Consider the following 19568-nt stretch of genomic DNA (forward strand, 5'->3'; position numbering starts at 1 on the left):
CTTAAACTCCAAATTTATTAAAATCATCTTCTAGATCATTTTTATATTCATCATCTAGCGCTTCTGCAAGCTGGCTCTGAATTCCATCATCTACAAAATCCCCAGTATCATGATCATAAATATCTTCATTTAATTCCTTCGTAGGTATAATACTTTTATTGTCATTATTGCTAATAAATTGAATTTCAATAGTATCTGATGAATCACTAAATATTCTTGGTGTTCGCCCCATTTCATCTAACATTCCAATATATTCTGTATTCTTTGTTTTATTGATAACTTTAAATCTAATTTCTTCTTTCAAATTTTCTAAATTGAAAATATCACTAAAATCAAATCTTCGACTAAAAATTCCACTCTCAGGCATTTTCGGCAACTCAGCATTTACTGTTGCCCCACTCGTAAACAAATGCTGCCCAGCTTTACTTTCAAACTTGCCACCTGTTGTTGAAAATACGCCATCTGCATTAATTTTGAGCTGAGATCCACCCGCTGTTAAAACAATTTCTTTAGGACTCGTAAGCTCAATTTTATCTTCAGTAGAAATGAGCTTAATGACCTTCTTCGCAATTGCTTCAATGGCATCGTCTTGTGCTTGTAGTTCGAGTTTTCCTTTTGCTGCATAAGCATGCAAACCCTTTTGAGCGGCAAACAAACTGATTTTGTCTTGTGCATGCCCAACGATATTTTTCTGTGCACTTAAGTTAATTGAGCCACTAGCACTTTCTGCAATATCTTGCGAAGCTTGCAAAATAATATTTTCAGGTGTCGTCAAGGCAATCCCATTTGGCGATGCTAATAACATCAGCGCTTGTCTAAAAATTCTGCCTTGTTCTTGCTGTTTAGTATCGGAACTACTTTCCAAACCTTGGGTATAACCTTCCATAAAGCCTTGCAAAGAACTTAATGCTTTAGAAGGTGATACTTCCAATTTACTGCCTTTACTAAACGTTCCACATACACTCATCATGTCAAAGTCTTTAGTCTCGACATTTGCCAAGACTTTTCCAACCTCTTGAATACTTTCAAATGGATTTTTATGAATGCGGTCTTTAATATTGGCAAGTTTTCCTTTAACGATGTCAGCACCATGCTCTTCAACATTTTCAATAAATGCTTTTAAGTTTTCTACCGCATCTTTGGCATCACTAAAGAAAGAATTAAATTCGTCTACAACGCCTTTTGCATTTCCCCCTAACGCACCAATATCTTGAATAAAGCCGCCACAGTCTTTTAAAGCGTGAATAGGATCGTTATTAATCCCTTCTTTAAATAGATTCACCGTACTATCTAATGCCTGTCCTGTAGTTTTTAGCTCAAGTGACTGGATGAATTTGGGTAAGCGATTAATCACGTTTAAGGCATCAGTCTGTTGCTTTGCTGCAACTTCACTGAGCATTTTCATGCTTTCATAACCTTGTGAAAGTAAGGATTGTGCTTGTGCGGCCTCTAGATGGTCTGCAATCGCTTGCTCTTGTGCATAGGTACTGATGAGCATGCCTTTACCTGCACGCACAGCTCCCCAAGCATCTGTTCTTAGCTCAAAGCCTTCACCACGACCCTGACTCGTCGCTTGTTCTTTCGGATGGCTTAAATTACCCAAATTCAGCTGTGTCGCTGCATGGCTACTTTGTAATTGGGTACTAATTTGCCCAGTTGTGTCATCAAAGCGTAATTGGTTAAAACCACTACCACTGATTTCCTGACTGCGAATCCCGCTTAGTTTTTTAGTATCAGGAAGCTGCCCTTTTACATCGAACTTGGTTGGCGAACGCTGCGCTTCATGGATACGCCCCGTCACAAATGGACGATCAATATTGCCATCAAAGAAGTCAATGACCACCACTTCACCAATACGTGGCAAGAAACGTGCTCCATAGCCCTCGCCTGCCCAAGGAGTCAGTACATCGACCCAAGCTGAGTCGGTATCATTGTCATTGCTACCCGCGCCACCATCATGCCCATGATCATCACTACGGGTGAATAGAAAACGCACCTTAATACGCCCCCATTCATCAACATGAATAGTTTCTCCCTCTGGCCCCACAACTTTCGCTCTTTGTGGATAAGCAATTGGGCGATGCTGTTCTGGATTATATTCAGGTGCCGTCTTGATCTGACGGCGTATTAGTGTCAGCTCATTACCTTGGCGCTCAATATCATTATAACCATGTTGATCCCAACGACTTTGGGTTAACAATTGGCTCACTTGCTGATGTAAATCTTTTGGTAAGTTATTTTGGTTATAGAAATTTTTAGCAATGATTAAGAACTCTTGATCTGCTCCTTCATGCTGATCAATTTCAGGATGCTCCTGTAGGTTAAACCAATAACCAACTTGGCTATCACGGACACTACTATAGGCCTTAAAGTATTTGGCCTGACTCGCATACATGTCAGTGAAGTGCTGATTTAATTTCTCTAGCTGATTACTACTTGAAGCAGTGGCCTGATCTTCCCCTTTCAAATCTTGCATCCAAGCAGGACTAACATGCCATGCTTGTTCAAGACTCAAACTCGCTGAATCAAACTGCTCTGAATGTAAGTGTGTAGTGATAACTGAACCTACACCTTCTTCATGTGCTAGAGCATCAGGTTGCCAACGCTGCACATGTACAGCAGTCGGCTGTAAAGACCGCACCGCAACAAAACCTGTAATGCTATCTTGATATTCTGTTGCACTACTTCTGTGATAGCGAATGCTGCGACGTGCTAAAGCTTGGTACTGGCTATTGTCATCAATGAGTCTTAGTTTTTGCGCTTGTATTGGTGCAGTAAAGTGAGGAACAAAAAGCTCTGATTCATCAATGAGCCAACTAACACCCTCACTTCGCCACAAGCGTGTAAGAAAGTCATAATCAGATTCATTGTGCTGCATGATAAATGGGCGAATATCATAACTCTGGCTTAACCCACTAAGATCAAGACTTAAACTTGTCGCAAAAAGTGGACTTCTTTCTTGCCATTCTTTAAATAAAACTTCCGTGACTTCAATAATACTTTTATTCATGAAAACACGGCTATTACGGCGCTTGTGCCATAAGTTTGTCGCGTCTTTTAAGGTCAATTTATAAAGCGTTAAAGCACCGTCACTCTGGCCATAACTCGCTTCTGTCACAATTCCTGTAGTTCGAAATAATTGTCCAGAATCAGTGACCTGATCAACGGCAACTTGCACACCTATAAACTGCTTCAATGCAATTTGGGCACTCGTTGAAAGGCAGATCAACTCAGCGTCCAATCCCCCATTTAGCTGATGTTGGCCTTCTATACGTTGTAAAAAAACTTGGCTATTGAGTAGTTCATTAGAAAATTGCACATGGACGGCACGTTTCTGCGCACTTAACCCTATTTTTTCCAAAACATTAAAGATATTAAAAAGCATTTTTTTATAATCATAAGGATATATAAACGGCTGCACTTTATAAAAAACAGAACTATCTGTCTACATGATTATGCTTTTTTTTAATTCGTTTTTTTATATTTTGACCTATTCCCAAGCAATAAAAAGCCCAACATAGTGTTGGGCTTTTTTAAAGAGCTTTAAGCTCTTTTTTTGGTTGTCTTAAATACTGGATAAAAACGGAACAACTGCCATAAACAGACCAGTAATAGTAAGAGGAAATAGACCAATGACCAAACTGGTAAAGATTGACCTAAAAAGGTCCAATCAATTGCTGCACATTCACCTGAACCCGACAATACTTCTTGTAAAACCGTTTTCATTGGTAAGGCATCAATTAAATAGTTTAAACCCGGGCCACAGCTTGGTACTTGATCTGGTGGTAAATGTTGCAACCAGACATGACGTCCTGCTACACCCACTGACCATAAAATTGCAATGCCTGCTAAAAATGCATAAAAACGTTTAACCGCATTGGAAACTGGGTTATGCAAAAAGGCTATGAGTGCTACAAGGCCCATTGCCATTAAGCCAACACGTTGAAAAATACAGAGCGGACATGGCTCTAAACCTTTTACATGTTCCAGATACAACGCAAAAGACATGCCGACTATACTTGCTAAAACAAGTAGTCCACTCACCAAACGGTAACTTAATCGCATGTAAAACCTCGTTTTATTATCGATATTGTTCAAGATACTGATCAAAACTGATCTTGGTATCTTGCTCAAGTTTTTCTTGCTGCTGTAAAGATTGCGCAGCCAACTGTTCAAAATGTTTCAAAGTTTCCACACTAAGCTCATGCTGTTCATAACTTTCAGCATGTAACTGAGCCATGTGGCTACCAAAACTCCAAGTTCCACCATGCTTTAACGTATCGTCAATGACATGGGCAGATAAAGTTTCATCAACTTCATCAATTCGTGCTTGCATGACCGCCAAAGCTGAACCATACAAGTCCGTTGCATAGGTCTGATCGAGTAACTGTGCACAATCTTGCATTTTTGCAATATATAAACGTGCCCAATCTTCGATGTGATATGACCCAGTTAAATCTGTAATGGTTGCGTTTGGCGCTCGACCTCGGTTGACCACCTCTGTCTGATTTTTCTCAACCAAGTCTTGCTCAGGACATAACAAGTCTGGGCTATCACTTAACAGACAATAAAGTGCTAACACCTCAAGAAAGCCTGCTGTCGTTTCATCAACGCCAATTGCCGAGTATGGATTTACATCTACAGCACGTAACTCAACATAGCCCACGCCTCGATTTTTTAAAGCTTGAGACGGTGTTTCACCTGCTTGAGGCACCTGTTTTGGACGTACTAGACTGTAATATTCATTCTCAATCTGCAAAACATGATCATTAATTTGCAACGGCTCACCAGATGCATCATTTAACCCTAAACGGCTAAATGGTGGGTAAGGAGAATGAACGGCTTTTTGTAAACCATCCAGATAGCCAGACAAATTGTTGTAATGAATACCTAAGCTTTTTTGTGCTGAGTTTTGATAGCCCAATCGCCCCATACGGAGTGCTGTAGCATACGGTAAATAGTATGAACCTTTGATTAAAGGCAACAAATGATGTTTGTGTCCGGTCAAGAAACAACGACAGACTGTTGGGCTTGCGCCCACCAAGAACATGACCAATGGTGTTAAACGAATAAAATTACGAATAAGGCCAAAATAACGATGGCTACGGTAATCCTGCAAACTTAATGATTTTAATTGTTCGTCAGTTTCATGAGCTTGTAGCTCAGCAAAAAGGGTATCTGGGAAAGATAAGTTGTAATGCACCCCTGAAATGGTCTGCATACGACGACCATATCGAATTCCTAACCCACGGCGATATAGTGTTTTAAAACGGCCAATATTAGAAGTGCCATATTGCGCTAGACGAATGCGTTCTTCATTGTCGTCTAACATACATGGCATAGACAGCGGCCAGAGTTTTTCACCATTTTCTAAATGACGATGTACAACCGCATGAATATCGGTGAGCTCATGCAGAGCTTCTTCAATTGTTGGCTTAGGTGAGGTAATAAACTCCATCAACGCTTCTGAATAATCAGTCGTAATTTTTGGATGTGTTAAAGCTGAACCTAATGCTTTCGGATGTAACTCTTGTGATAAGAACCCATTACTTTGCATACGTAGGCTTTCACGCTCTATTCCACGTAACATGCCTTGTAGTAGCGACGAATCCACCCAAGCAGGAATAACTGATTGAGATGGTGTAGTGGGTTGACTCATGCATTTGCTCGCTTATTAAAGATCACTATATACAAAATCGTGAGATGATACGGTTACTTATATAATCACATCATTCCAGTTTGGCAATTTTTATCACAATCTTGTTATTTAAGACACGAAAGAATTGTGATTTTATTGAAGAATAATTGCTAAAGAGTTGTCAATATCATGAACGAACAAGACATTTTAAACTTCTGGTTTTCTCCTGAACACCGTTCACTTTGGTTTGCAAAAAGTGATGATTTTGACAAAAAAATCCGTGAAAATTTTTCTGATGTTCATCGACAGGCAACTCAAGCAGAACTCTGGTCTTGGCGAAAAACAGCAGAAGGTCGTTTGGCAGAGATTATTGTACTAGACCAGTTTTCTCGCAATATCTATCGTGATCAGCCCCAATCTTTTGCCTATGACAGCTTGGCATTAGCTTTGGCACAAGAAGCAATTAGTTTGCAACTCGATGCACAGCTTAATCCAGAGCAACGCTCTTTTTTATATATGCCGTTTATGCATAGTGAATCAAAATTGATTCATGAGTTTGCCTTAAAATTATTTCAACGTCTTGGCAATGAAATTAACTTAAGCTTTGAGAAAAAGCATAAAGTCATTATTGATCGATTTGGACGCTATCCTCATCGTAATACCATTCTTGGACGTGTTTCTACTCCAGAGGAAACCGAATTTTTATTAGAACCGAACAGTAGTTTTTAAAGCTTCTTAATTTTTAATGCTGAGTCATCTTTGTTTTAATGCTCAGCTGGGAGTTCACCATGAAATATCTCTCTCTTTGTTTAGCCTTAGGCACTGCCTTAACCTTAACTGCTTGTGCAACGACTCCAAGTAAACCAAAAACCTTTGATCAACTTGGTCAGTTTTCCGCATCCCCTTTAAACGCGCAAACGTTTCGTATTAGTTTTCAAGCCGATCCGAATATGAGTTACGGTGCAGCTGAAGAAATCACTTTGGTAAAATCAGCGCAAACGACCGTACAAAAAGGTTTCCGCTTTTTTAAAGTACTGAATGACCCAAGTAACCAAAGTCAGAAACCACCACGTCAGGCTGTGGTTTATCCATCTGCGCCAAGCTTTTATCCTTATGGCTATGGTCGTCGCTATCCGGGTTTCTGGCATGATCCGTTCTATGATTTCCCACAAGTGGTCAATATCGACCCTGTTCAAGTGTCGTATACTATTGAATGTTATCGGGATCAAAAGCAAGCTCCTCAAGACGCTTTTGATGCAACCTTGATCTTGAAATCAATCGGACAAAAATATGGATTGAGTCCGACAGGAGCGCTGTTGCCACCACCCGAGCCTCCAGTAAAACAAAAATGAATAGGATAAATTTATGAGCATGGCAGAAGAAGTTCACCACGTGCCCAGTCTTAAACGTAGTAAATATTTTGCTACCCTAGCGCTGATCATCGTCGTTGTGCTGTGGATTGCACTGATGGTAGCCGACCGTTTTCTGCCAGAGTACACAGGTTTTATTCATATTTTGATGCTAGGGGCCGAAGCAGGCGTAGTTGGTGGTCTAGCCGATTGGTACGCGATTACAGTTCTGTTTCGGAACCCTTTTGGTAAGTTACCGATTCCTAAGTTTTTACGGGACCATACCGAGATTATTCCGCGTAACAAGGCACGCATTGCAGAGTCAATGGGCCGTTTTGTACAGGAAAATTTTCTTTCGCCTCAAGTGGTCGAAAGAAGCTTAGAAAAAACTGACTTAAGCCTCGCAATTGGTCAATGGTTGGCAAGTCCGCAAAACAATACGCAAGTGGTGCAGCTCATTCAGCAAACTGTACCGAAAATTTTTGAATTTGTGAGCCAAGAGCAAATTGCTAATTTCGTGCAAAACAACAGTGTGCAATGGGTACGTAATACCCAAGTCAACAAACTTGCCAGTGAAATGCTACGTGCAGTATTGGAAAATGATTTCCACCAAGACGTTTTACAGCGTGGTCTCGATATTGCCCATGAGTGGGTGGTACAAAACCCGGATAAAACCCGTGAACTAACCAGAAAAATGTTTAAAGCGTTAGGTGTATGGTCTCTTGCAAGAGGCGCAAGCTGGATTGGTATTGATGTTCAACAACGTACCATCGACTCATTGGTTGAAAAAGTAGAATCGATGCTGGCCGACCATGAACACCCATGGCGACAAGAAATTGAAACCATTGCGCATTCACTCATGCTGGAGCTAGCGAAACCCGATAGTGTTGCCAGTCAACGCCTTAACAGCGGTAAAGATGCGCTCCTTGATAGTCCTCAAGTTCTAAATTTTATTAGTGGTGCTGTCACCATTTTGTGTGATGCCATTAAAGAAGATTTAATGAAAGAAGACTCTGGCATTGCAATGAATCTGCGAGCTGCCATTCAGCAGCTCGGTGAAAACCTTGTTCAAAATGTAAAAGTACGTGAAGTTCTCAACAAAGAAATGACAGGACTTGCCATGAATTTTACGGATCAATATAGCCATAAAATCATACGCTATGTGAGTGAACGCATTCATGAATGGGATTCACGTGAAATGATCGGGAAAATTGAAAATGAAGTCGGTGGCGACTTGCATATGATCCGAGTAAATGGTGTGGTAGTGGGTGCATTTATTGGTTTGACACTCGGTGTAATTCGGGCAGTGATTGAATCAATTTTATAACTTTAAATATTTTTAATAAGAGAACAATATGTTTCAGCTACAGTCAAAATTGGCCACTCAAGGCGTGACTATTTTTAGTACCATGACGGCACTGGCACATCGTCTAGGTGCACTCAACCTGTCACAAGGCTTTCCAGATTTTCCGGCGCCACAAGCCCTACTTGAAGCCTTATCTCAAGCGACTTTAGCTGGACATAATCAGTACCCGCCTGGCGATGGTATTCTCGGTTTAAGGGAGCAACTCGCTTTACAATTTCAGCAGCGTGATCAAATTCAACTTGATCCTGTTACTCAAATCACGATTACTCCCGGTGCAACCATTGCAATTTTTTGTGCCATACAAGCTTGCATCAATGTAGGTGATGAAGTCATTATTTTTGACCCAAGTTATGATAGCTATGGCCCTTCTGTCGAGTTAGCAGGCGGTAAAGCTGTTCATATTGCGTTGCAAGCACCTGACTTTAAGGTGAACTGGCAACAAGTTAAAGATTTGATTAATGACAAAACCCGTATGATTGTGGTGAATACGCCCCATAATCCAACCGGTACGATCTGGGCAAAACAAGACTGGTTAGAACTCATTGAACTGATTCAAGATAAAAATATTCTGGTTTTATCCGATGAGGTCTATGAACACTTAGTTTTTGATGGTCAACAACACTTTAGCGCATTGCATTTTCCAGAGCTCAGAGAGCGTAGTTTTGTGATTGGTTCTTTTGGAAAAACCTTTCACGTGACAGGATGGAAAACGGGTTACTGCGTCGCTTCACCTGAGCTAATGCGTTTATTCCGCCAGATTTATCAATATGCGAATTTCTGTGGCACGACTCCTTGTCAGATTGCGCTAGCGCAATATATGGAGCAACATCCAGAACATATTCAAGAACTTTCTCAGTTTTACCAAACGAAAAGAGATCGATTTAATCAGGCAATTCACAATAGCCGTTTTTTACTAAAACCATCTCAAGGTACTTATTTCCAAAACCTTGATTACAGTCAAATTAGACCTGACTTAAACGATGTGGAAATGTGCCAGTTTCTTGCCGAGCAACACAAGATTGTGGCAATTCCAGTTTCGGTTTTCTACCAGCAAGCGCCTGAGTCTTTACGCTTGATTCGATTCTGCTTTGCTAAAAATGATGAGACTCTGCAAAAAGCAGGAGAAATTTTAAATCAATGTTAATAAATTTAGCCACTTAGCGCTGTAAAAATACTACAAGCCATTCGCTCCAACTATGCTAAGTTGAATATCCGCCCAGCTCAACAAAGAGATGGGCGATGGAGAATACATGCCACCAAGACAGTCCTTAATTCAACAGCAAAATCTATGGAAAACATTTTTTGTTTTCTTGCTACCCTTGATTGCAACCAATATTTTGCAGAACTTGTCGGGAACTATTAATACCATCTTTGTTGGTCAAATGATGGGGGTAGATGCAATTGCGGCAGTTTCTGTATATTTCCCTATCTTATTTTTGCTACTCGCTTTTATTATCGGGATTTCAACAGGTACGACTGTTTTAGTAGGGCAAGCATGGGGTGCGCAAAATATAGAGAAAGTCCAAAGTGTGGTCGGTTCTACCCTGTTTATGACCATCATTGGTGGAATTATTACCGCGATTATCGGTGTGTTTTTCGCCCATGATATTTTGGAGCTTTTAGGTACTGACCCGAAGGTCATGCATCTTGCTTTGCCTTATGTACAATGGATGTTAGCGGGTAGCCCTCTTCTGTTCGTTTATATTATCTATACCTCAATTTTACGTGGTGTGGGAGACAGTACGACCCCTTTACTGGCCCTAGCTTTAACCAGTGTCATCGGTGTAATTATTACACCAATTCTTCTCAAAGGTTATTTTGGCTTTCCTGCCCTAGGGATTATTGCTCCTGCTATAGCATCAATTATTAGTTATATCGCAATATTAATTTTTCTCGCGATTTATCTTAACAAGAAAAATCATTCACTTCGCCCGAATTGTCAGCTGCTGCAACATATCCGTCATAATCCAGAACTAAGTAAAATCATTCTACGCTTAGGCGTCCCGACGGGTATTCAAATGATTACGACCTCAATGGCGGGTTTAGTTATTGTTGGATTGGTTAACCATTATGGTTCACATGCTACAGCAGCGTATGGTGCAGTGAATCAGGTGCTCAACTACATTCAGTTTCCAGCGATTTCGATCTCCATCGCAGCCTCAATTTTTGCAGCGCAAGCGATTGGTGCGGGTAAATCAGATCTATTAGCGCGAGTAACTCGCACGGCTCTGGGAATGAACTTTTTATTTACAGGTGCCTTAATTGCACTTGGCTATCTATTTTCAAAGTATTTAATGGCTCTATTTATTACCGACCCAACTGTGGTGGTGTTAGGTCAACAGCTTTTATTTATTGTACTTTGGGCAATTTTATTCTTTGGTGCAGGTGCCATTTTTGCATCTATCATGCGTGCGAGCGGTACTGTGACTGTTCCAATGCTGATTAACATCTCTGCCATTTTATTTATTGAAATTCCATGTGCTTATTGGTTTAGCTCAATGTGGGGCCTTAAAGGCATTTGGGTTGCGTATGCCCTGGCATTTGTGAGTTTATGTATTATTCAAGGCTTGTATTATCAATTTATCTGGAAAAAAAAGACGATCAAAGTTCTTATTTAGAACCATCCAAGCCATATAAAAAAAAGCCATCATTTGATGGCTTTTTTTTAACTTAAATCTTATTTCATCCATTTGGTCACAACGGTTGAAGCGCGTTGATATCCTGTTGGGAACAAACGCTGCAATGCATCAAGAAATTTTGCATCACTACCAATCAATAAACGGCGTTTATTTTTCAAAACAGCATCCAAGATTTGACGAGCCGCTTCTTCTGGTGGAGTACGTAGGAACTTATCAAAGTTTTGAATCGATTTAGCTGGGTCCATACCTAAAGTACTCAAGCTATCACTCATTTTTGCAGCTTTAGCAATATTGGTGCGAATTCCCCCCGGATGTACGCATAAAGAACTCACACCACTTTTTTCAATATCTAACTCTTGGCGTAATGATTCGGTAAAGCCACGCACAGCAAATTTAGTTGCGTTATAGCCAGATTGAGTGGGTTGAGCAGTCAGACCAAATAAGCTCGAGATGTTAATAATGTGCCCATCTTGAGTTTGCTTAATGAACGGTAAAAATTCTTTAGTCCCGTAAACCACGCCCCAGAAGTTAATCCCAACAATCCACTCTAAATCTTCGTAGGTCGCACCCTCAACAGTAGAACCTAATGCTACGCCAGCATTGTTAAAAATCAGGTTAACAGAACCGTGATCTTGCACAGTTTCTTGCGCCCACTGCTTTACCGCTTCACGGTCAGACACATCAAGCTTTTTGGTGGTAACAGTAATATTGCTGTACGGCTTTAAAAGCTCGACAGTTTGTTGTAATCCTTTTTCATTAATATCACTCAACGAAAGATGGCAGCCCTGTTTTGCCAAAAGAATTGCTAACTGTTGCCCAATGCCAGAACCCGCGCCCGTAATTGCAGCGACTTTGTTTTTAAAATTTTTCATTGTCCATCCTTTGTTTTTCGATTTGCACAATCGGTTCATTGCATGTGCACTTTAGACACCTTCAATATAATTTTGACAATACACATTGTCAATATAGTACACTGTAATTTCAGATAGAATGGCACAATTATGCAGAGGGCTTTATCATAGTGAGTATATTTGGCCAAAACCTATAAATTAGGAAACCATTCTTTAGGAAACAATTTATTTATGGCGACTAACGACTCAACCAGTAAAAAGAAAACAAAAAGTGTGAGTAAAGAACGTCAGTTCAAAGGGTTATCTCTATCTGAACGTAAAGAGGCACGCCGTGAAAAACTGATTGAAGCGGGTATTGCAACCTACGGAACCCTTGGTTTTTTTTCAGTGACGGTAAAAGATGTCTGCCAAGAGGCAAAACTCACCGAACGTTATTTTTATGAATCATTTAAAAAGAGTGAAGATTTATTTCAAACCATCTTTTTAAAAATGATTGAAGAATTACAGCAAAATCTGATGCAAGCCGTGATTAAAGCTGCCCCCGATCCAGAAAAAATGGTTGATGCAGGTTTAAAAGCACTGCTGACGACATTAAAAGATGACCCGAGATTAGCTCGTATTGTCTATGTCGACGCAGTCTTGGTACAAGAATTACATAATCAGGCCACCATTCAAGAAACACTTGCGCAATTTGATCGCATGATTCAAGCCTTTGTTATGCTGACCATGCCGCAAATTCAACACCACGAAAATGAGCTCTCTTTAATCGCAACGGGTTTAAATGGATATGTCACTCAAATTGCGATTCGATGGGTGATGGGCGGGTTTGAGCAGTCTCTTGAACAGGTTTTAACTGCATGCCGTATCGTTTTTTTATCTTTATTAGCTCAAGTTTCAAAATAATATTAAAGTTTTTTGACAGCTAAAAATGTGAAAAAATAGCTAAGCAATTAAGGTGATAACCTATTGAATGATTTTAGAAAGTTTGAGGCTGAGATGTCATAATTTGGTCATACCTTTGCCTTAGTTTTGTCACAAATTATTGCTAAATTCATTTTTATAGACTTTTCTGCAATGAAATTGTCATAATTAATCTTTGTAATAAGCCTGTCATAACTACAAAACGGTTCACCGTTAAATCTATAGGATATTGCGTTGTGAAAGATGACTATATTTTAATTGTCGATGATGAGCTTCCTATTCGTGAAATGATCCATACTTCTTTGGACATGGCAGGCTTTCAGTGTTTACAGGCAGAAGATGCCAAACAAGCTCATCAAATTATCGTCGACCAACGTCCGGCGCTTATCTTGCTTGATTGGATGTTACCTGGAGGAGTAAGTGGTGTCGATTTATGTCGCCGCTTAAAACGCGATGAGAACCTAGCAGAAATTCCAGTGATTATGCTGACCGCTCGCGGAGAAGAAGACCACAAAGTACAAGGTCTTGACGCAGGTGCAGATGACTACATGACTAAGCCTTTCTCTACACGTGAACTGGTTTCACGTATTAAGGCAGTTCTGCGTCGTGCTAATGCATTAAGTGGCGAAAAAACAATTGATGCCAATGGTTTAATTCTTGATCCTGTAAGCCAACGTGTTAGCTTTGGCAACAGCATTTTAGATATGGGCCCAACTGAATATCGCTTACTTGCGTTTTTTATGACCCATCCAGAACGTGCATATACGCGTGCCCAGTTGCTCGATCAGGTATGGGGCGGTAATGTATATATTGAAGACCGCACTATCGATGTGCATATCCGTCGTTTACGTAAAGTGTTAGAACCTTTTGGTGTTGACCGATTTGTTCAGACTGTACGTGGAACTGGCTACCGTTTCTCAACACGTGCAGATTTAGCCGCAGGTTAACCAAGATTTATGTATGAACCCTACCCCGTCCCTGAACAGGTACGTGAACAAAAGCTTTCTCGTTACAGTAGTTTATGGACGTTTGCCAAACAAGATTTACGGCTTTTATTATTTTTTCTAATTATTGCCGGTTTAGTCGGTTTCGGTATTGGGTATTTCTGGAGCTGTATTTTTATCGCCTTCGTGGTGTTTTTTACACTCCAGTTGCGTTCTTTATATCTGGTCAATGACTGGATTGCGAATAAACCTTATGACGTTCCTCCAAACCTTAACGGGATTTGGGGGGCATTGTTATTTAATGTTTACCGTGCTCAGCGTCAGGAACGAATTGTTCAGGCCGAAATGGTCGGTTTAATTGACCGGGCTCAGTCTTCATTAGTTGCTCTTGCTGAAGCGGTTGTACTCATTGATGACCAACATCAAATCGAGTGGTGGAACCCTGCTGCCGAACGTTTGTTAGGAATCAGTCCTCTCGACCGTGGCCGCAACTTATTAACCATTTTACGTCAGCCTACTTTTATTGAATATTTTAACAATATTGATCAGGCACCTGATGGAATTAAACTCCATTCCAATTTTGATGATGACCGTTATGTGCAGGTTAAACTCACAAGATTTGGTGGAGAAAGTCGTTTATTGGTGGCTTACGATGTGACTCGTATGCACAACCTTGAGCAAATGCGTAAAGACTTTGTCGATAATATTTCGCATGAACTTCGTACGCCATTAACGGTGCTCAGTGGTTATATCGAAACCTTTACCGATCAGGAAGATATTAGCCCACGCTGGAAACGTGCATTTGACCAGATGCAATCACAAACCAAACGTATGAATGCGTTGGTCAATGATTTACTACTGTTATCAAATTTAGAAAATAATAAGAAAATTGCAAAAAACCAGATTATTGAAATGCCGAGTTTAATGAATCAATTGTTTGATGATGCTCAGGCCTACAATGCCGATTATGGACACACGCTCAATTTACATATTGATAGCCACTGTGACCTGATTGGTTCCGACATGGAAATTGCCAGCGCATTTAGTAATTTAATTACCAATGCCATCAAGTACACGCCAAAAGGTGGAACCATTACCATTGGCTGGCATGATGATGGTGAACATGCATACTTTAGTGTGCAAGACACAGGCATCGGAATTAACCCTAAACATTTGCCACGACTGACTGAACGCTTCTATCGTGTTGATAGCGACCGTAGTCGTCAAACAGGTGGTACAGGTTTAGGCTTAGCCATTGTAAAACACGTGCTGATGCAACACGGCGCGTATTTAGATGTTCAATCTAAAGAAAATGAGGGATCAACATTTACCGCAGTTTTTCCAAAAGAAAGACTCTATAACATGACCTAAATTTGGCCCTCTCACATTTAAAAAGCCGACTCATGAAAAGTCGGCTTTTTTGTATTATTTAAACCAATTTACTTAAAATTAGAGCAATACGATTTTGTCTGGTTTTTTTCTATGACATTTAAAAAGTGAGTGGCAAAAGTATTACTTTGACGCAGTGCATCACGATGATCGCCACCATCAATCGTTTGATAAATAGTTGGTTTTTTTAATTTACATAGCTGTTGGTAATAAGCAGATGTCCCTCTAGGGTCGACTAAATGATCTTTAGAGCCTTGAACAATCATTAATGGTACGGTAGGCACCATATTTTCAATGGACTGCTTTTTAAGATAAGCCAAAAGAGGTTTTAAGTCAGCATTAGAACGAAATATGCTCGAAGGCGATTTTTTCAAATCAGATTGAAGTTCAGATAAACAGCGGCTACGCGCTTGAGTTAGCACCGTATTCATTTCTGAACTGACTAAGTTTTCAGGAACAATGCTTGGTTCTGCTGCTTGTGCTCCCAATAACACAATTGGGAAAAAAGCAGCCACACTAGGTTCTGGGTTCGGATTAGTTTTCACATATTCTGCAATGCCTTCGTATTGATAGCCGCCTGGCGCAAGAGCGATTGCCCCTTTTAAATCTAATTCGGGAGCATCTTTTTGACCATAGGCAGACACTACAATTGCTGCAGCCCCGCCTTGACTATGTCCCATCACCAACCACTGTTTATTAAAATTCTTAGGCTTAAGCATATGTAATGCCCGCACTGCATCGACCACCGTATGCAGCTGGCTCTTTGCATTCATATAAGGATGTGCGCCTAATGTACCTAAGCCCTGATAATCCGGCGCAACAACTGCATAGCCACGTGCAAGCCAACCATCTAAAGCTTTAGAAGCAACTTCTTGATATGAATGAACGGGCCCACCGACATAATCACCCGAAGGTGCACAAGTATCAGCAACTCCTGTCGTACCATGCGCCCAAGCCAGGATCGGCCAGCCATTTTTTGGTGGTGTTCCTTTCGGTAATAAAATAAACGCTGAGGCAACGATAGGCTCGCCATTCACACCTCGACTACGATAATTGACCAACAAACGCTGATCTGCATGAGGAAATAAATCCGTCACATCTTGCTGCGCTATAGAAAGTATTGAACCCGGTTTTTCGCTCACAATTTGCCTACTCAAATCTGTAATTGGAATAGCCATAGCAGAACCGGATACCAAACAAATACTGCTAAATAAAATTTTTAATAAAGAATTACTTTTTCTAATCAAGGGATTACTCCTCTATTATTTACATTACATCTATTTAAATAATTAATTTATAAAATATAAATTACCATAAAATTATCTATATTTATATTCAACTCAAAATAATTTACATTTATATAGTCTCTTAAAATCTCATTAAAATATATTTTAAATAAATGTATTATAAATATCGTTGCAAAAATTAATCCAATTTCAATAATAAAAAATATATGCTGATATTTTCTTAATTACGATAGCGATTAAAATGCCAAAACAAAAATTTATACCCTACCTGATTTTTCTTATTCTCGGTTCTCTATCTATCCATAGTTTTGCAGATGTACAAGTATATGGTCCAGGTGGGCCAGCACCCGCTATGAAAGAAGCCGCCAAACAATTCACCAATAAGACAGGAATAGCAGTTCATGTGACTTCTGGACCTACTGCTCAATGGTCTGAAAAAGCGAAACTAGATGCTGACGTTATATATAGTGGTTCCGAAGCCATGATGTCTGATTTCGAAAATGCTTTTTCTGAACAAATTATAAAAGACTCGGTGGAACCTTTATATTTACGCCCTGCAGCCATTTTAGTACGCAAAGGAAATCCTAAAAATATTAAAGGATTTAAAGATCTAGCTAAATCTGGCGTTAAAGTTTTAGTTACTCATGGGGCGGGTCAAGTCGGTATGTGGGAAGATATCGCTGGCAGAACCGGAAATATTCAATTAACAAAAGCTTTTCGAAAAAATATTGCCACCTATGCAGCCAACACAGGTATTGCCAAGAAAAAATGGGAAGAAAATAGCAGCTATGATGCTTGGTTAGTCTTTAATATTTGGGGAATCAGTAATCCAGATGTTGGACAAATTATTCCTATCGAACCAGAGCTAGTTGTCTATCGCGACACAGGTGTAGCCTTGACTAAACATAGTTTAAAAGATGCCGAGGCTAAACGTTTTGTAGATTTTCTATCTTCACAACAAGGCAATACTATTTTCAAAAAATATGGTTGGACTAAATAATTAAAAAGGGAGCGCAGCTCCCTTTTATTTTTTAAAATTATTCACTCTAGTTCACCTAGAATATATTCGTTTCAAATTAAATATACACCTGCGGCATATAAAGCGCCCAGTATTAAACAAAAGGCTGAGCTGACATACCAAAATAAATCACTATTACCCACAAATTTTGACTTTAACCATGGAAAAGCAAAACCACGGATAAGAAAAACCGCTGCAACAAGCGACAGAATAATTTTGGTAAAAGGTAATATCTGTATTCCCTTTGCTGCAAACAAGGCATATGTAGCACATACAGTTAGAATTAACCCCACAGTTATAGCTGTAAAATTAGGATACCAATGCCCTCTTTCGACCATCTGGACAATACTTTTACCAGCCCCTAAAAACCGAAAACCATTTGCTCCCCAGAACACACACACAAAATGAAGTAATGCGGCACAGAATGTTAATAAAGCAGCAAGATATAGTAGAACGTTCGGAAGTGATTGCATTAGATTTTATACTAATCAATATATGTGAGATTTATTATACTTAATTATAAATTATATAAAACTGATAAATATTTAAAATAAGATTAGCTTGGTATTTAATATTTTAAATACCAAGCTCAGGTCATCTCAATTATTTACGATCAAACTCTTTAAAATCAGCTTTTCTGATTTTTGCATGAATACCTTTAGTTTTATCTACCACTTGTGAAACTTCAAAATCAGTTGCGGCACTTAAATAAGCATACGCTGTCGCTTCATCAATACCGTATTCTTGGTTTAAGAAACGAATGGCTTCACGTGTAGATTTCTTCATCGCTTCATCAAGATCTTCATCTAGACCCGGTGTAATCCAAAACTCAGCATTTTCAGCTAAAGGTTGTTTTAAATCTTTGCCCGGTATTTTGTCCTTACCTGCTTTGAGTAAGGTAAATTTCAGCGTGGCGCGGGCTGAAGCTTCTAGTGCCGTTAATGCCACCTCTCCATCTCCTTGCGCGAAATGACTATCACCCGTATAGAATAATGCACCTTTAACCTGAACAGGATAATACGCAGTTGAACCTGCACCTAGTTCATTAATATCAATATTTCCGCCATACATTGCAGGGGGTACAGAGTGAACAGGCTCAGACGTATTGGCTGCTACCCCCATAATTCCCATAAAAGGATAGAGCGGAAAACGTATTGATTTACCAGATTCTGTTTTTAATACACCTTCGTATTCACCTTTAGCATTTTTTTCAATTGGAGTGAAAATCGATACATTTCCATAGCGTTCAGGATGCTCAGCCGATGCATTTTCTTGCTTTGCTTTTTTAGGAAACTCCCCTACTAAAGCTCCCTTACCATGTCGATTTGAAATCACACCGTAAGGAACACGCGGCTCAACTTTAAGTACCTCAACTTTCAAAATATCACCGGGCTGTGCGCCTTCAATTGCAACAGGGCCTGTCACAATATGCGGCCCATCTTTATGAAAATCATGCTTTAAATTTGACTGCGTAATTATTTTTGCATCTTCCAAGATTTCATTAGATTTGACACCTTTCGATTGAAAGAACTTTTCAGCATTACGCCCTTGGTCTTCAAGCAAACCTTCATGAGAAACCGTATCAAATGTCACAACACTACCCGACGGAACAGTAAGCACGGGTTTAGCATCTCGATTTGGTAAATAGCCCCATGTAATGGTATTTAAAGTAGATGGAACGTAATAATTACCTTTATATTCTCCATTTTGAAGTTGAGTAGGTTGTTTTGAAATTTGATTTAAAACTTTAAAATCATTGGCATGGGTGAGTGAAATACAAAGTACAGATAAAACCGAAGCTGTCAGGCGTTTAACTTTTAACATGATTTCAGAACCTAAAAAATATGAAAGTTACAGTAAAGTCCTGAACAAGTAGCAAGCATTGTGCCAAGGCTAAAGTTGTGTAATATCTAAAAAGCATTTCTTGCTTATAAAAAAATAAATAATTTTTTAGATTTAATAACTTATCTTCAAATGAAATTAAAACCTCGACTTAAGTCTAACTTAAGTATTTCATTCTATTTTTATTTATTAATTTTTAATCATATTAATATTTTTGCTCTCTTCAGATACATATTTATAGACTAGCTTATATAACGTACTCATTTAGATCACTTAATAATAATTATATTTCCATATAATATAAATCCAAACATAATTATATATTTTAGGTTTATATAATTTAAATCAAAAAAACCCTGAATAA

Annotated in this window: 16 protein-coding genes; 9 read left to right on the top strand and 7 right to left on the bottom strand. The window is 39.4% G+C overall.

What is annotated here, in order from left to right; genetic code table 11:
* Position 1: 1 nt before the first annotated feature.
* The 3 genes from J663_RS08585 to gshA form a co-directional block, all read right to left on the bottom strand.
* Complete coding sequence (locus J663_RS08585; protein ID WP_033849111.1) at positions 2–3385, bottom strand: type VI secretion system Vgr family protein; 3384 nt, start codon at positions 3383–3385, stop codon at positions 2–4.
* A gap of 158 nt (positions 3386–3543) precedes the next feature.
* The gene (locus J663_RS08590) at positions 3544–4065 is read right to left on the bottom strand and encodes a disulfide bond formation protein B (protein WP_002121896.1); all 522 of its coding nucleotides are present in this window, start codon (positions 4063–4065) and stop codon (positions 3544–3546) included.
* A gap of 16 nt (positions 4066–4081) precedes the next feature.
* Positions 4082–5659, bottom strand: coding sequence for a glutamate--cysteine ligase (gene gshA / locus J663_RS08595; protein WP_005066727.1), 1578 nt, complete (start codon positions 5657–5659; stop codon positions 4082–4084).
* A gap of 168 nt (positions 5660–5827) precedes the next feature.
* On the opposite strand from gshA, the gene J663_RS08600 reads away from it, so the two are divergent.
* The 5 genes from J663_RS08600 (at position 5828) to J663_RS08620 (ending at position 10971) form a co-directional block, all read left to right on the top strand.
* Positions 5828–6367, top strand: coding sequence for a DUF924 family protein (locus J663_RS08600; RefSeq protein WP_002121850.1), 540 nt, complete (start codon positions 5828–5830; stop codon positions 6365–6367).
* A gap of 59 nt (positions 6368–6426) precedes the next feature.
* Positions 6427–6990, top strand: coding sequence for a CC0125/CC1285 family lipoprotein (locus J663_RS08605; RefSeq protein ID WP_031968727.1), 564 nt, complete (start codon positions 6427–6429; stop codon positions 6988–6990).
* Positions 6991–7003: 13 nt separating this feature from the next.
* Positions 7004–8314 carry a DUF445 domain-containing protein gene (locus J663_RS08610; protein WP_005078711.1) on the top strand — a complete coding sequence of 437 codons (1311 nt, stop codon included), beginning with the start codon at positions 7004–7006 and terminating at the stop codon, positions 8312–8314.
* Positions 8315–8342: 28 nt separating this feature from the next.
* Positions 8343–9497: a pyridoxal phosphate-dependent aminotransferase gene (locus tag J663_RS08615; protein ID WP_033849113.1), complete on the top strand. Its 1155-nt coding sequence runs from the start codon at positions 8343–8345 to the stop codon at positions 9495–9497.
* Positions 9498–9603: 106 nt separating this feature from the next.
* Positions 9604–10971 carry an MATE family efflux transporter gene (locus J663_RS08620; RefSeq protein ID WP_033849115.1) on the top strand — a complete coding sequence of 456 codons (1368 nt, stop codon included), beginning with the start codon at positions 9604–9606 and terminating at the stop codon, positions 10969–10971.
* 59 nt (positions 10972–11030) lie between these two features.
* Here J663_RS08620 and J663_RS08625 read toward each other — a convergent pair whose 3' ends face one another.
* Positions 11031–11864: an SDR family NAD(P)-dependent oxidoreductase gene (locus tag J663_RS08625; protein WP_002121857.1), complete on the bottom strand. Its 834-nt coding sequence runs from the start codon at positions 11862–11864 to the stop codon at positions 11031–11033.
* A gap of 210 nt (positions 11865–12074) precedes the next feature.
* On the opposite strand from J663_RS08625, the gene J663_RS08630 reads away from it, so the two are divergent.
* The 3 genes from J663_RS08630 (at position 12075) to phoR (ending at position 15079) form a co-directional block, all read left to right on the top strand.
* The gene (locus tag J663_RS08630; protein ID WP_005066712.1) at positions 12075–12746 is read left to right on the top strand and encodes a TetR/AcrR family transcriptional regulator; all 672 of its coding nucleotides are present in this window, start codon (positions 12075–12077) and stop codon (positions 12744–12746) included.
* 254 nt (positions 12747–13000) lie between these two features.
* Positions 13001–13711 carry a phosphate regulon transcriptional regulator PhoB gene (phoB, locus tag J663_RS08635; protein WP_000650776.1) on the top strand — a complete coding sequence of 237 codons (711 nt, stop codon included), beginning with the start codon at positions 13001–13003 and terminating at the stop codon, positions 13709–13711.
* A 9-nt stretch (positions 13712–13720) separates the two neighbouring features.
* Complete coding sequence (gene phoR, locus J663_RS08640; protein ID WP_002121907.1) at positions 13721–15079, top strand: phosphate regulon sensor histidine kinase PhoR; 1359 nt, start codon at positions 13721–13723, stop codon at positions 15077–15079.
* Between the two features lie 68 nt (positions 15080–15147).
* Here phoR and J663_RS08645 read toward each other — a convergent pair whose 3' ends face one another.
* Positions 15148–16344 carry an alpha/beta fold hydrolase gene (locus J663_RS08645; RefSeq protein ID WP_033849116.1) on the bottom strand — a complete coding sequence of 399 codons (1197 nt, stop codon included), beginning with the start codon at positions 16342–16344 and terminating at the stop codon, positions 15148–15150.
* Positions 16345–16585: 241 nt separating this feature from the next.
* On the opposite strand from J663_RS08645, the gene J663_RS08650 reads away from it, so the two are divergent.
* Positions 16586–17344 (top strand): AcfC family putative adhesin, encoded by a 759-nt coding sequence (locus J663_RS08650; protein ID WP_033849119.1) that lies wholly within the window; start codon positions 16586–16588, stop codon positions 17342–17344.
* A gap of 71 nt (positions 17345–17415) precedes the next feature.
* On the opposite strand, the gene J663_RS08655 is transcribed toward J663_RS08650, so the two are convergent.
* Positions 17416–17835 (bottom strand): hypothetical protein, encoded by a 420-nt coding sequence (locus tag J663_RS08655; protein WP_033849122.1) that lies wholly within the window; start codon positions 17833–17835, stop codon positions 17416–17418.
* 130 nt (positions 17836–17965) lie between these two features.
* Positions 17966–19186, bottom strand: a complete 1221-nt coding sequence (locus J663_RS08660; RefSeq protein WP_033849124.1) for an acetamidase/formamidase family protein — start codon at positions 19184–19186, stop codon at positions 17966–17968.
* Between the last annotated feature and the right edge of the window lie 382 nt (positions 19187–19568).

Source organism: Acinetobacter sp. 826659, from assembly GCF_000588515.1.
Classification (GTDB): Bacteria; Pseudomonadota; Gammaproteobacteria; order Pseudomonadales; family Moraxellaceae; genus Acinetobacter; species Acinetobacter pittii.